The sequence below is a fragment of the Arcicella rigui genome, assembly GCF_034929435.1.
In the GTDB taxonomy this organism is placed as follows: Bacteria; Bacteroidota; Bacteroidia; order Cytophagales; family Spirosomataceae; genus Arcicella; species Arcicella rigui.
The window spans coordinates 165,118-179,215 of record NZ_JAYFUM010000011.1; the positions used below are offsets into that span (position 1 = coordinate 165,118).

The following is a 14,098-nucleotide window of genomic DNA, read 5'->3' on the forward strand; positions in this document are numbered from 1 at the left end:
AATTATTTTAAGCTGCAAATTTCAGTAATCATTTTTTTATACTCAAAACTCCACACTCAAAATTCAGCACTCAACCTAAAGCCCACGAAATCTTACAAAGCTAAATACTTCTCCTGCTTTAAAAATTTGTTTTTGGGCAGGTAATTCAACAAAACCATCACAATCTGTCAGATTAGCAAAGTCGGCTGAACCGCTTCCTAAAAAGGGTTTTGCCATCATTTTCCCTGCTTCAAAATAGGTTTTTACAGGTACGAAGTAAGTTAAATCTGGCTTGAAAATAATGTCTTTGTCTAATATTACTTCTTCATGTTTGCTCTCTGATTTTAAAGTTGGCAACACATATTTGCAGAAACATAAAAAAGTAGAAACTGGATTTCCGGGTAATGCAAAGATGATTTTTCCAGTAGGTGTTTTTCCAAACCACATGGGTTTTCCGGGTTTTTGGGCTACTTTATGAAAGAGTTTTTCTAAACCTAAATCAGCTAAAATAGCAGGCACAAAATCTTTTTTTCCTGCTGAAACGCCACCGCTCAACAGCAAAATATCATAAGTAGCAATAATTTCTTTCAACTTTTGGTAGAGTACTTTTTCTTCATCAATCAAATGAAAAGTACTGGCTTCTACGCCAATTTGCTGCAAAGCCGCCGATAACATATAAGCATTTGAAGTACGAATTTGATACGCCAGAGGTGTTTTATCAATCTCAACCAACTCATCGCCTGTTGAAATAATGGCAATTTTAGGCGTACTCTGTACTTGTACTTTACTTTTTCCCACAGAAGCCATTACGGCTATTTCGGCAGGACTAATCTTGATACCTTTTTGCAATAAAACTTCTCCTGCGTGTCGGTCAGAGCCTTGCACATGAACGTTTTGTCCTTTTACAATTTCTTCTTTGGCAATGCTGATGGAAGCAAATTTTACTTCACCGTCTTGCTGAATATTGATGTCTTCATAACGTACCACGGTATCGCAACCCAAAGGTAAAATTGCCCCCGTCATTACTTCAATGCCTTTGCTGGCATCTTGCAAAGTCTTTTGAGCTTCGCCTGCAAATTGAATATTTTCAATGGTAATTTTTTGAAAGTCTATCTTTTCAAAACAAAAAGCCAAGCCGTCCATCGCTACTCTATTGAATGGCGGAAAATCTCGGTCGGCAAGGATATTTTCTGCTAAAATCTTTCCAACAGATGCCATCAAAGGCAATTCTACAACCGCAGTGCTGTGCGGATTGGCTTGTACAATTTTTAGAGCTTCTTCTACTGAAATCATAAGTATTTTTGGAAACTTAGCCGAAAGTCAATTTCGGTTAAACGTAGGGAATCAAGATTAGATATTTACCTTTGTGCAAAATTAAACAGGATTCCTTTGGGAATTGTTGATTCTTTAGATTTTGTTCAAACGGATTTTTTGACCAATACGATATGAAAACTTTTACGCATTTAGATTCCGACAACCAGCCTTCGATGGTGGATGTTTCTGAAAAAGCCATTACCAAACGCACGGCAATTGCCCAAAGTATTGTGGTACTGACGGACGAAATTATGGCGAATTTTCAGGATGGCGACCTTAAAACTAAAAAAGGTTCTGTGATTCAAACGGCTATTATTGCAGGAACGATGGGAGCAAAAAAGACTTCTGAATTGATTCCACTTTGTCATCCTTTGGGTTTGGATTCTTGTAAGTTTTCAACTGAAATTGTCGGGAATGAAGTAATTATTACTTGTACTTGCTCGCTAACGGCAAAAACGGGGGTAGAAATGGAGGCTTTGACAGGTGCAAGTATTGCGGCTTTGACGATTTATGATATGTGTAAAGCTTTCTCGCACGATATTACGATTAAAGAAACAAAATTGATTGCTAAAACTGGAGGGAAAAGCGATTATAAAGCTGTGAGCTATGAGCCTTGAGATTTGGGATTTCGGACTTCGGTCATCGGGTTTCAGATTTCGGTCGTCGTTTTTTTGTTTTTTAATGAAGTATTTGAGTAAAACTATAAATTGATTACTTGAGGAACACAGAGGAACACAGAGAATATAAAGAGTTTCACAGAGAAACATTAAGATAAAAAGCTCTATGAAACTCAGTAAAAACTCTGCTCAACTCTGTGTAATAAAATTAAGCTAAAGAAAACCGATGACCGAAGTCCGACATCCGAAACCTGAAATCCAAAATCCGATGACCGAAATCCAAAATCCAAAATCCGAAAGCTCAAAGCTCATAGCTCATAGCTCAAAACTAAAAGCTTTAATCCTCTCAGGCGGAAAAAGTACTCGAATGGGAACAGAAAAGCGTTTACTGAATTATCATGGCAAAACTCAGGAACAGTACTTGTATGATTTACTAAAACCTTTTTGTGATGAAGTATTTGTATCAATCAATGCTAATCAGCAAACGGAATTACCTTATATCCAAGACCTTGAGCTTTCAGTAAAAAGTCCGATTGTGGGGATTTTTTCTGCATTTCAACAATTTCCTGATGTAGCTTGGTTGGTAATTGCTTGCGATATGCCTTTGGTAAGTGAGGAAACAATTGCATTTTTAATCAATAACAGAAATCCAGAAAAGTACGCAACTGCTTTTGAAAACCCAGAAGAACATTTTCCAGAGCCTTTGCTAACGATTTTTGAAGCTAAATTTTTCGAGCCTTTACAAGTATTTATTCAACAAGAAAAAAAATCAACGATGCGATTGCTACAAAGTTTAGACATCGAGTTACTTCAAATTCCAGATGCTAAAATGTTGAAGAATATTAATACTGCGGAGGAGTTTAGAAGCTTTCAGCTGTGAGCTTTCGGATTTCGGATTTCAGATGTCGGCAATTAGTAAAGCTTTGAGCTTTCGGATTTCAGTTATCGGACTTCGGATTTCAGTAAAATAGTATATTTTTTAATCCTAAAATATTCATTCTTCATTTACAAAACATACCTTAAAACTTAAAACTCAAGGCTCAAAGCTCATAGCTAAAAAATATTATGTCCGAAATCCGAAATCCTAAACCCGAAATCCCAAATAAAACGCTAATCATCATCGTCGGGCCGACGGCTGTTGGAAAAACTGATTTGTGTGTAAAACTTGCCAAATTGCTTGATACAGAAGTAGTGTCGGCAGATTCTCGCCAGTTTTATCGTGAATTAGCGATTGGTACAGCCAAACCGACCGAAGCGGAAATGGATGGTGTAGTGCATCATTTTATTAATTCACATTCTATTCACGATTATTATTCAGTTGGTGATTTTGAACGGGATTGTTTGACGGTTTTGGAAGAAATTTTTAGTAGAAAAGACGTAGCAATTCTAACGGGCGGTTCAGGAATGTTTATCAAAATGATTACTGACGGCATCGACGAAATGCCCGAAGCTGATTTGGAATTGAGACAAAAATTGGCTGAACGTTTTGAAAAAGAAGGTTTAGGACAATTGCAAGAAGAATTAAGAGTACTCGACCCTGTCTATTTTGAACAAGTAGATGAACAAAATACGCAAAGAGTATTGCGTGCTTTGGAAGTTTGTTTATCTACGGGCAAACCTTTTTCAAGTTTTCGGAAAAACCAAAAAGTTCAGCGACCTTTCAAAATGCTAAAAATTGCCTTGGAACGTCCACGAGAAGAACTTTATGCCAGAATTGATACTCGAATGGATATGATGTTAGCCGCAGGTTTGGAGGAAGAAGCCAAAGCTGTAATAGATTACCGAGAGCATTATGCTTTGAAAACCGTAGGCTACCGAGAAATCTACGAACACTTAGACGGCAACTATGACCGTGAAGAAATGATAAGATTATTAAAAAGAAATTCAAGAAGATACGCCAAACGCCAAATGACTTGGTTTAAAAATCAGGATGAATTTCATTGGTTTGATGCCAAAAATGTAGCAGAAATCACTGAATTCATTACAAACGAACTAAAACAAATGTAGCGAAACCTAAAAGGCTTCGCTACAATTTCATCCTTAAACCAAAACTAAATAGATAATGCGTTCTAAAATGGCATCTGCCAATGTAATATATTGCTTATTCTTCTTGTCGTTTGAAAACTAAAAGAAAAATTTTACTTCCTATGTCTAATAAACGGCTCTCGTTCGCCAATATTGCCTTCTTTTTAAGAACTGAGGCAATATTTTTTGTCTTTACATCTTTCTTCTCAACCTTCTTTTTTGACAATAAATTATGTGGAAACCCAATGGCTAATGAAGAATTAGTCACTGCGAAAACGGTAAATAATGTTAGAGCAATTGTAAAAGATTTCATCGTTGTTGTTGCTTTTTAAATTTCCTTATAATAAGTCGCAAGAGTGGTTTTTTAATTACAATGTAAAGTTAAGGGTTTTGTTAGGTACTATGCAATACATAATACCTTAAATTTTCTTAAATTCTGTATAAGTGGTTTTGAAAACGGATGAACGGAGGCTCATTTTGTTCATAAGATGCAGGAAAGTAGTTAAACGTTGCAGAGAGAAATTTTTTTTTATTTTTTTTCAAAAAAAATTATCTCACTAAAATACCATGTCAGCTAATTTTAGCATAGCCTAAAATTTTTCTGACTTAGAATAGTAATATTTTCATAGCACAATTGCGTATATCATAAAGGGTTACCATACTTGCAAATTTAAAAAATAGGGCATAGATTTCGGAAAAATCAATCATCTCCAATATTGATTAAAAATTACCCATTCTTAGAAAAATTAAATTACTCGGCTTGAAATGTCGAGGCACTTCATCATGCAAAGTATTTTAGAAAAATTAGGAATTCAATCCGTCAATTTCGGAACAAGTACTGGTTTACAGGCTTGGGCTTCGGGCTACAAGTACTTGAGTTCGTACTCGCCAGTTGATAGCCAACTCATTGCTAAAGTTTCGGAAAGTACGCATCAAGATTACCAACAGGTAATGGCAACAGCCCAAACTGCCTTTAAAACTTGGCGAAATATTCCTGCTCCCCGCCGTGGCGAGATTGTCAGACAAATAGGAATGGCTTTCCGTGAATACAAGGCAGAACTTGGAAAATTAGTTTCGTATGAAATGGGAAAAAGTTTACAAGAAGGCTTGGGCGAAGTACAGGAAATCATCGACATCTGTGATTTTGCGGTGGGCTTGTCTCGTCAGTTGTATGGTCTAACGATGCACTCCGAACGTCCCGAACACAGAATGTACGAACAGTATCATCCTTTAGGTATTGTTGGTATTATTTCCGCCTTTAATTTTCCCGTTGCTGTTTGGTCATGGAATGCCATGATTGCTTGGGTTTGTGGCGATGTGTGTATTTGGAAACCTTCTGAAAAAACACCCTTGACGGCGATTGCTTGTCAAAATATCATTGCCTCAGTTTTGAAAGAAAATCAGATCCCCGAAGGTGTTTCTAATATTATCACTGGCGATTATCAAGTAGGTGAATGGCTTACGGCAGATACCAGAGTACCACTAATTTCAGCCACCGGTTCAACCCGAATGGGAAAAATTGTTGGTGCAACAGTTGCCGCAAGAATGGGTAAAAGTTTATTAGAGTTGGGCGGAAATAATGCCATTATCATTACCGAAAATGCAGATTTAACCATTGCCATTCCTGCCGTAGTGTTTGGGGCAGTGGGTACGGCTGGACAACGTTGTACTTCTACCAGAAGATTGATTATCCATGAATCAATCTACGAATCACTCAAAGAACGTTTGGTAAAAGCGTATCAACAATTACGCATCGGAAATCCTTTGGATGAGAATAATCACGTTGGGCCATTAATCGACCAAAAAGCCGTGGAAGCAGTGGCGAAAGAAGGCGGAAAAATGTTGGTAGAAGCCGCATTGCTCTCTGGCGATGGCTACGAGTCGGGCTGTTATGTAAAACCCTGCATTGCCGAAGTAGAGCCACATTTCAGCATAGTAAAGCATGAAACTTTTGCTCCGATTTTATACATTATGAAGTATTCGAACATTGAAGAAGCCCTTGAAATTCAGAACGATGTACCGCAAGGCTTGTCGTCTTCAATTTTTACATTGAATATGCGAGAAGCAGAATTGTTTTTATCAGCCAACGGTTCAGACTGTGGTATTGCCAATGTAAATATTGGTACTTCTGGAGCAGAAATCGGCGGAGCTTTCGGTGGAGAAAAAGAAACAGGAGGCGGAAGAGAATCTGGCTCGGACGCTTGGAAAGCTTATATGAGAAGACAAACCAATACCATCAATTACGGAAAACAATTGCCTTTGGCACAAGGAATAACATTTAACATTTAGCGAATGAGTGAGTTAGTGAATTAGTGAATGTTTTATTGATAAACAATTCACTAACTCACTCATTCACAATTCACTAAATCACAACTCACTCATTCACAACTGAAAAATAGCCATGAAAACACAAGAAATGATTACAAAATCTCTGATGGAAAAGCTCTGGGAGGGCTATTGCAAAAGAGTAAAATATGCACAGCAATATGCAGATTTGGTGCTGTCTAAAGGTGGAAATGTCGTCAACGACCACTGTGCTTTCCGTACTTTTAATACTTTTACGGGAAAACAACCAGCAGGAATCCCTGCTATTTCAGAAGTGTTGGAGTCTCTGGGTTATGTGAAAATTCTCCCTTACTCCTTTCCTTCAAAACATCTGAATTCATTTCATTATCAGCATCCAACGAATATCAATTTTCCTAAATTCTTTGTAACACAGTTGGAGGTAGCTGAACTTTCAGAAAGTACCCAAGCTTTGATTAACGAAGCCGTTAAAGATGCTCCTGATTTATTAGCTGGTGAAGCTCGCCAGTTATTGGCAAGTCTAAAACATAATGGAGAATTGATTTCTGCCGAAGCCGACCGCTTAGTAAATGCTTTAGTGAAATTCTTTGCTCGTCCATGGTCGCCAGCAAAAAAGGAAACTATTTTAGCAGTCAATAAAGAATCTCAATTTGCTGCTTGGACTTTATTGCATGGCAATTCTGTGAATCACTTTACGGCTTACATTAATTATCAAAATGTACCAGAATGGGATGGCATCGAAGGCACAATGGCGGCACTCGAAAATATAGGAGTACCTATAAAACCCGCTATTGAAGGAGCAAAAGGAAGTAAACTTCGCCAAAGTTCAACCCAAGCCATTGACGAAGATTGTCCAGTAATTGAAGCTGACGGAAGTTTAGGCACGCTCAATTGGTCTTATGCTTATTATGAATTAGCCGAAAGAGGCTACATCGAAGAAAACGGACAACAAGTTTGGTTTGATGGTTTCTTGGGCGAACAAGCTACCAACCTTTTTGAAATGACCAAGAGAAGTTAAGGTTTTTGGATTTGTGGTTTCGGATTTCAGCTTTTTTGATAAAGTATTCTGATGGTAAGATTAAACCGCCAGAATATTGCACTTCACAACAAACAAATTTCACCCTCAGCAACTGTCAGCTTTTTTCAAAAAAGCTGACAGCTAATCGAATACAATCATGAAAAATATATTAGTAATTGGCATGGGCAAAGTAGGCTCATTGGTGGGAATCCTATTGTCCAAACGTTTTGAAGTAAAGGGTTTAGATAAAAATGTTCCTACTTCGGAATTACCTTTTGAAGTAATGAAAGGGGACGTTACAGACCTTACTTTTCTTGAAAATTTAATTCCCAATTTTGATGCGGTAGTTTCTTGTATGCCTTATAATCTGAACTTGAAAATCGCTCAGACTGCTCATAAAAACGGGAAACATTATTTTGATTTAACAGAAGATGTACCCACTACAAGTGCTATCAGAAAAATGGCAGAAGAAGGAAGTACTGCTGTTTTAGCTCCACAATGTGGTTTAGCTCCCGGTTTTATCGGCATTGTAGGGGCAGATTTAGCCAAAAGATTTACCAAACTCCGTGATATTGAGCTTAGAGTAGGTGCTTTACCCAAATATCCCAACGGTTTATTGGGCTATTCTTTCACTTGGTCGCCTGCGGGAGTTATCAACGAGTACATCAACGATTGTGAAGTAATTCATAACGGAAAACTAAAATTAGTGTCGGCTTTGGATGGCTTAGAAACTATCAATATCGAAGGAAACGAATTTGAGGCTTTCAGTACTTCGGGAGGCTTGGGAACGATGTGCGAGACTTTTGAAGGAAAAGTTGATACGCTGAATTACAAAACAATTCGTTATCCCGGTCATGGGAAATTGATGAAATTTTTATTATATGAATTAATTTTAAAAGACCGTCGTGAGCTTTTAGAGGAAATCTTGACGGAAGCAAAACCGCCCGTTCAGGAAGATGTAGTATATGTTTATGCGGTAGTGGAAGGTTGGAAAAATAAAGTAATTGAAAGAGAAGAATTTTACCGAGCGTATTCTCCGAAATTAATTGATGGCAAACATTGGCGTGCTATTTCATGGACAACAGCGGCTTCTATCGTAAGTGTAATTGAAATGGTGGCTGATAAAAAACTGCCTCAAAATGGATTTATTAAACAAGAAGACATTGATTTTGAAGCCTTCTTGAGTACTTCAACGGGAAGTTTTTTTAAAGCTAATAACGAGCAAAATTAAAATATTTTTCTTGCTATAAGCTTTAGACTGTAAGCATTGAGCAAAGGCTTTAAAGCCATTTTGCCTAATGTTTACAGTCTGATAGTATAATTTTACGCTACTTCTAACACTAATTTTCCGAAGTTTTTTCCAGAAAAAAGCATCATTAAACTTGGGTAAAAGTTTTCGATTCCTTGCTCGATATGAATCTTAGATTTTAGTTTTCCTTCATTAAGCCAGCCAGCCATTTCTTTGGCAGCTTTTCCATAATTTGCAGCATTATCAAAAACCACAATGCCTTCCATTCTGGCACGATTCACCAAAAGTGATAAATAATTGGATGGGCCTTTTACAGGTTCGGTATTGTTGTATTGTGAAATTGCTCCGCAAATAACGATACGGGCTTTAAATCGAATTTGAGTAAGTACAATGTCTAAAATCTCGCCGCCAACGTTGTCAAAATAAATATCAATTCCTTCGGGACAAGCTTCTTTGAGGGCTTTTCTAACATTCTCAGTTTTGTAATTGATACAGGCATCAAAACCTAATTCGTTGACGCAGTAATCACATTTTTCTTGGTCGCCTGCAATGCCAATGACTCTACAACCTTTGATTTTTGCTATCTGTCCTACTACACTTCCAACCGCACCAGATGCTCCAGAAACTACCAAAGTATCGCCTTCTTTGGGCAAACCAGTTTCTAATAAACCGAAATAGGCTGTCATGCCGGGCATTCCTAAAGTGGCTAAGTACATCGGTAAAGGGGCGAAAGAAGTATCTACTTTGATAATATCTTTTCCTTTGGATACTCCAAATTGTTGTACGCCCCAATTGCCTGTTACTTTTTGCCCGACAACAAAATTTTCATTTTTTGATGCTACTACCTCCCCTGCCGTTCCTGCTCTGAAAACGTCGCCGATTTTCACGGGGGCAATGTAGGATTTCCCTTCGTTCATCCAGCCACGCATGGCAGGGTCGAGTGAGATATAAGCAGTTTTGATTAATACTTCTCCGTCTTGGATAGAAGGAAGAGGCGTTTTTTCAATTGAAAAGTCACTTTCTTTTGGATTCCCGAAAGGACGACTCGCTAATTTGACTTGAATATTTTCCATGAGATTGTTGATTTGTCAGCAATTTAGAAATTTGCTATCAATCAATAGCAGGGTTTTACCGAAAATGCCTTGTAATTTTTACCGTTCTCAGAAAAAAAATACCATTCTTCCTAAGTATTTTCTAATTGAATAAATCCAGAATATCTTTGACAAATAAACCAAAATTAACATTTCACGATTTTTGAAATCGTTATTCAAACACAATGACACCTTTACGCAAAAGTTCATTCATTCGTAAAGTCAAAGACATCTCCGTAAGCGGTACTTTAGCTTTGGCTGTTTTAGGAAATGTGGTATTACTCCAAAGCTGTGGAAATTCCCAAGAAGACGAAGGCGATTATGAAGAAGTAGAAGTTTATACCAAAGGTGTAAAAACTTATATTTCTGAAACATCGAAAGGGCAGTTCAAAATTACGGACGAAGTACAAGTGCCAGCCGACAGTTCGGTTGCCATCGTTACCTATTTGGATGGTAAAAAAGATACTCTTTCGCCCAGAGCTGTGAAAGCCTTGATTGATAATGAAATTGCTACCAATCAAGCTCATATTGGTCAAAGTAATAATTTGTCTAATGCCTTGTTGTATGGCGGAATGGGCTATTTGTTAGCTAAAACTTTGAGTCCGAGTTATTCAAATTATCGCCCCGACATCGTGAATAATTTCAATAATTCAAGTACTTACAGCAGTTCATCAAGAAAGGATTCTTCTAAAAGAGGTTATCATTCATCTTATTATAGAGGAAATTTCGGGCGTTTTTATGCTTCAAGAAATGCTTATGAAAAATCAAGTAGTATTCATCAAAGTATCGGTAATTCAAGAACTATTACTTCTCGTCCGATGAGCGGAAGAAGTGGTTTCTTTCGTAGTTCGAGTCACGGAGGTTTTCATGGATAAGGTTTCAAATATGAATGCTGAATTATAAATTATGAATTTCAATCTGTTACAACATTTCAAAACATAAAAAAAATGTACAATTACTTAATTTGAAAAGAAGATTTTAAAATAAAAGCCCGAAAATGAGTAAATCATTTTCGGGCTTTTTTGTCTTGAATCTTGAAGTCTTTAAGTCAAAAGAATACTAAAGTCCAATTAGTTAATCAATTTAATCACATAACTATATGAATATTTTTTGTCTAACATTCTGTACTGTTTGTGTGGTAATTCTCCCCAACTATTATCGCCACCAACGCCACGCTGATTCAAGTCGATGTGTAAAGTATTTTCATCACGAATCTTGATGTCTGTCGGGTGTTGTTGTTTTTTAGTATTGCCTGGGTCTAAATCTTCTGCTTTGAAAGGCAATAAACTAAAGCAAAAAGCCTGCGGAGCTTCTACTTGTAAGCCCTGACCTTGTTCGTTTACAACTTTCAACCAACGAGTATCGGTATGATAACCATGTTCTTGCGGACGAATATAATTACTTACCAATGATTTAGGAGCTACATCTTCATAAACGCCCAAGAAAGTAGCCGTTTTACGGTCGCTGTAATTTTCTAATGGGCCACGTCCATAATAACTGAACTGATTGGTAGCTTTATTCAACTGTAATCTCATCCCAAAACGAGGAAGTTCTGGCAAATTACGTTCGCCCATATCCATCGTAGCGGTTACTTTTACCGAACCATCTCCTTGAATTTGATAAACCGTTGAATAAGGAACATTAATGCCTGAAAGTTCATAATTGACCGTGATTTGTAAACTTCCGTCAGCTTGTTGCTCGCCTACTTCTACGTTTTTCAAGGTTTTGTTTACGTGTGCGTTTCTCCAAATCCCTAAATTTATAGGCATATCATTGCCATAATCATTGTCTGTCCAAGCTCTCCAAAAATACGGTTCTGGGAATTGATTGATAAACTCTTTGCCAGAAGTCAAAGCGTATTTTGTCCAACGTCCTCTTTTTGTATCAAATTCTCCAGTAATATTTCCAGTCGAAAAACGTACTTTGTCTTGTTCACGAGTGATTTGTACGCCAGCTTTTATTGTTGATTTGGCTGCAATATCAAAATACGATTGCTCGCTCAAAACAAATTGTTCACGAGCTACTTCATGTCCAGCAGGTACTAAAGGACTTTCTACTTTGGTAAAAGCAAATACCGAAAGAGTATATTCTGCTTGGTTATCAATAGCAGGAATTGGCAAGTGAATTTCTTTTTCTTGCTTAGGAGCAAGCGAAACGGCAAAATCTCCTTCTTTTTGAGCTACCCCATTTTTAGATAAAATCCACTTGAATTGATAAGTATCTAAATTGGTAAAATCAAACACATTTTGAACAATAATGTCGCCTTTAGCAAGGTCTTTTTTCTTGAATAAAATAGACTGATAAACTTTTTTTACTTCAAATAAACCCGGATGTGGCGAGCGATCGGCAGCTACAACACCATTGGCACAGAAGTTTTCGTCGTTTTGTAAGTACAATCCACCTAAATCTCCCCCGTAAGCAAAAAATGGTCTTCCGTCTGTGGTTGCAGTTTGCATTCCTTGGTCAACCCAATCCCAAATAAAACCGCCTTGCATGTGTTTTGAACTGGCGATAATATCCCAATATTCTTGGAAATTACCATTACTATTTCCCATAGCATGCGAGTACTCGCACATAATGTAAGGTCTGGTTTTAGTAGCATCTTGTGCATAAGCTACCATATTTTTGATTTCTGGATACATCGGACAAACGATGTCTGTATTAGCATTTTCCCCTGCTTGTTCCGACTGCACTGGACGAGTTGAATCTTTTTCTTTCAACCATTTATAAGTTTCATAAAAAACTGGGCCATTGCCACATTCGTTTCCTAAAGACCAAATAATGACTGAAGGGTGGTTTTTATCACGCTCAAACAAACGAACAGTACGGTCTTTATGAGCCTCCGCCCAAAGTGGCAAATAAGCAGGATGTTTAGATTTATCAAAACTTCCTTGCCACTCCGCTCCCATTCCGTGCGTTTCGATATTGGCTTCGTCCACTACATACAAACCGTACTCGTCGCAGAGTTTATACCAATATGGGTCGTTTGGATAATGGCTGTTTCTTACAGAATTGATGTTAAATTGTTTCATCAATTGAATATCTTTCAACATCAATTCACGGTTTGGCACGTGTCCTTCCACAGGGTCGTGTTCGTGACGATTTACGCCATGTACCAAAGTAGGTACACCATTTACCATTAATTGAGCATTTTTAATTTCAATTTTTCTGAAACCAATTTTTGTACTGGTAATGCCCAAAACATTGCCTTTTGTATCTTTTAAAGTAAGAATACAATCGTATAAATTCGGAAATTCAGCACTCCATTTAGCTGGATTAGTAATTTTCCCGTCGATGTTTACTTCTAAAGTATTAGGTTTTACAGCAACTTGTTTTGTAAAAATCGTTTTGCCAGTTTTGTCTTGAATTTCTGCTAAAACTGTTCCTGCTTGAATATTACTTTCTCCAAATTTGCGAAGCGAAACGGAAGCACTAAACAAGCCGTCGATATAATTTTTATCTAAATCAGCTTTCAAGAAAAAGTCCCAAAGACTGGTTTTTGGCAATGCGTACATAAATACATCACGTTCGATACCCGACAAACGCCAAAAATCTTGGTCTTCAAGATAACTTCCATCATGCCAACGATATACTTGTACCGCTAATAAATTATTTCCTTTTTGTAAATAAGGCGTAATATCAAATTCGGCTGGCGATTTTGATACTTTCGTCATCCCTACTTCTTTTCCGTTTACGTACACCACGGCATAACCCGTGATTGAACCGAAATGCAATAAAATCTCACGACCATCCCAAGTACTTGGCACAGTGAAATTTCTGCGATAGCTTCCTACGGGATTGTCGCCACCAATAAATGGCGGATTTTTAGGATATGGATAAATAATATTGGTATAAATCGGCGTTCCGAAACCTTTGCGTTCCCAGTTTGAAGGTACTTTTAAATCATTCCATTGACTGTCGTCTAAATTGGTTGCGAAGAAGTTTTTAGGACTTTTTTCGATAGAAGGAGCAAAATTGAATTTCCAAGTACCGTTTAAAGATTGATAAAAAGGAGATTTACCATAGTTATTTTCAAGAGCAGCTGGCTTGTTGTCGTAAACCATAAAATCAACATGAGCAGGCTCTTTGTGACTATCTACCACTGCCGGATTTTCCCAAGCATTTTGCTGGGCAAAACCAACTTGTGTGATAAACGCACTTAATAGTAATAGTTTCTTCATTGTTTTTTGATAGTTTTTTTGTGTTTTTTTCTAAGATTCATTTTTCAGATAAAAAGGTTGAAAATCCATCCTATATTTATTAGATGCAATTCAAAGTAAATTTATACTCTAAAATCATTAAAAAATATTATTATTCTACGAAATAAAAATTCTTCATAATTCTCAAAAATAAAAAATAGGCTCTTTAAGTCTTTTGTCTTACATCTTTATTCTCTACAATTTTTATCCAAGCAAAAACCAATTTCATCCCCTCTATTTTTCAATTTGTCGGAAAGTACTTCTAAAAAATTGTTTTCAGTACTTGTTTTGAATCAACAAAC

At 37.1% G+C, this 14,098-nt stretch carries 11 protein-coding genes; 7 read left to right on the top strand and 4 right to left on the bottom strand.

Annotated features, from left to right (window positions below; genetic code table 11):
* Positions 1 to 75 precede the first annotated feature (75 nt).
* Entirely contained in the window at positions 76 to 1,272 is a 1,197-nt protein-coding gene (locus VB248_RS11300; protein WP_323296887.1) for a molybdopterin molybdotransferase MoeA, read from the bottom strand.
* Between the two features lie 152 nt (positions 1,273 to 1,424).
* On the opposite strand from VB248_RS11300, the gene moaC reads away from it, so the two are divergent.
* From moaC to miaA, 3 genes are all read left to right on the top strand, one after another.
* Positions 1,425 to 1,910: a cyclic pyranopterin monophosphate synthase MoaC gene (moaC, locus tag VB248_RS11305; RefSeq protein WP_323296888.1), complete on the top strand. Its 486-nt coding sequence runs from the start codon at positions 1,425 to 1,427 to the stop codon at positions 1,908 to 1,910.
* Positions 1,911 to 2,136: 226 nt separating this feature from the next.
* On the top strand, positions 2,137 to 2,790 hold the full coding sequence (locus tag VB248_RS11310; RefSeq protein ID WP_323296889.1) for an NTP transferase domain-containing protein: 654 nt from the start codon (positions 2,137 to 2,139) through the stop codon (positions 2,788 to 2,790).
* A 185-nt stretch (positions 2,791 to 2,975) separates the two neighbouring features.
* The gene (miaA, locus tag VB248_RS11315) at positions 2,976 to 3,917 is read left to right on the top strand and encodes a tRNA (adenosine(37)-N6)-dimethylallyltransferase MiaA (protein WP_323296890.1); all 942 of its coding nucleotides are present in this window, start codon (positions 2,976 to 2,978) and stop codon (positions 3,915 to 3,917) included.
* A gap of 94 nt (positions 3,918 to 4,011) precedes the next feature.
* On the opposite strand, the gene VB248_RS11320 is transcribed toward miaA, so the two are convergent.
* On the bottom strand, positions 4,012 to 4,248 hold the full coding sequence (locus tag VB248_RS11320; protein WP_323296891.1) for a hypothetical protein: 237 nt from the start codon (positions 4,246 to 4,248) through the stop codon (positions 4,012 to 4,014).
* Between the two features lie 470 nt (positions 4,249 to 4,718).
* Between VB248_RS11320 and amaB the strand changes: the two genes are divergently transcribed.
* The 3 genes from amaB to VB248_RS11335 all read left to right on the top strand — a co-directional run bounded on the left by amaB (position 4,719) and on the right by VB248_RS11335 (position 8,488).
* Positions 4,719 to 6,224, top strand: coding sequence for an L-piperidine-6-carboxylate dehydrogenase (amaB, locus tag VB248_RS11325; protein WP_407652906.1), 1,506 nt, complete (start codon positions 4,719 to 4,721; stop codon positions 6,222 to 6,224).
* 112 nt (positions 6,225 to 6,336) lie between these two features.
* Entirely contained in the window at positions 6,337 to 7,257 is a 921-nt protein-coding gene (locus VB248_RS11330) for a DUF1338 domain-containing protein (protein ID WP_323296893.1), read from the top strand.
* A gap of 157 nt (positions 7,258 to 7,414) precedes the next feature.
* Positions 7,415 to 8,488, top strand: coding sequence for a saccharopine dehydrogenase C-terminal domain-containing protein (locus VB248_RS11335; protein WP_323296894.1), 1,074 nt, complete (start codon positions 7,415 to 7,417; stop codon positions 8,486 to 8,488).
* Between the two features lie 92 nt (positions 8,489 to 8,580).
* Here the strand turns inward: VB248_RS11335 and VB248_RS11340 are convergent, their stop codons facing one another.
* Positions 8,581 to 9,579 carry an NADP-dependent oxidoreductase gene (locus tag VB248_RS11340; RefSeq protein WP_323296895.1) on the bottom strand — a complete coding sequence of 333 codons (999 nt, stop codon included), beginning with the start codon at positions 9,577 to 9,579 and terminating at the stop codon, positions 8,581 to 8,583.
* 203 nt (positions 9,580 to 9,782) lie between these two features.
* On the opposite strand from VB248_RS11340, the gene VB248_RS11345 reads away from it, so the two are divergent.
* On the top strand, positions 9,783 to 10,472 hold the full coding sequence (locus VB248_RS11345; protein ID WP_323296896.1) for a hypothetical protein: 690 nt from the start codon (positions 9,783 to 9,785) through the stop codon (positions 10,470 to 10,472).
* Positions 10,473 to 10,667: 195 nt separating this feature from the next.
* On the opposite strand, the gene VB248_RS11350 is transcribed toward VB248_RS11345, so the two are convergent.
* Positions 10,668 to 13,778: a glycoside hydrolase family 2 TIM barrel-domain containing protein gene (locus VB248_RS11350; RefSeq protein ID WP_323296897.1), complete on the bottom strand. Its 3,111-nt coding sequence runs from the start codon at positions 13,776 to 13,778 to the stop codon at positions 10,668 to 10,670.
* Positions 13,779 to 14,098 lie beyond the last annotated feature (320 nt).

Coding starts and splice junctions, on each gene's coding strand:
- VB248_RS11300 (WP_323296887.1), bottom strand. CDS start 1,272: ATGATTTCAGTAGAAGAAGCTCTAAAAATTGTACAAGCCAATCCGCAC.
- moaC (WP_323296888.1), top strand. CDS start 1,425: ATGAAAACTTTTACGCATTTAGATTCCGACAACCAGCCTTCGATGGTG.
- VB248_RS11310 (WP_323296889.1), top strand. CDS start 2,137: ATGACCGAAGTCCGACATCCGAAACCTGAAATCCAAAATCCGATGACC.
- miaA (WP_323296890.1), top strand. CDS start 2,976: ATGTCCGAAATCCGAAATCCTAAACCCGAAATCCCAAATAAAACGCTA.
- VB248_RS11320 (WP_323296891.1), bottom strand. CDS start 4,248: ATGAAATCTTTTACAATTGCTCTAACATTATTTACCGTTTTCGCAGTG.
- amaB (WP_407652906.1), top strand. CDS start 4,719: ATGCAAAGTATTTTAGAAAAATTAGGAATTCAATCCGTCAATTTCGGA.
- VB248_RS11330 (WP_323296893.1), top strand. CDS start 6,337: ATGAAAACACAAGAAATGATTACAAAATCTCTGATGGAAAAGCTCTGG.
- VB248_RS11335 (WP_323296894.1), top strand. CDS start 7,415: ATGAAAAATATATTAGTAATTGGCATGGGCAAAGTAGGCTCATTGGTG.
- VB248_RS11340 (WP_323296895.1), bottom strand. CDS start 9,579: ATGGAAAATATTCAAGTCAAATTAGCGAGTCGTCCTTTCGGGAATCCA.
- VB248_RS11345 (WP_323296896.1), top strand. CDS start 9,783: ATGACACCTTTACGCAAAAGTTCATTCATTCGTAAAGTCAAAGACATC.
- VB248_RS11350 (WP_323296897.1), bottom strand. CDS start 13,778: ATGAAGAAACTATTACTATTAAGTGCGTTTATCACACAAGTTGGTTTT.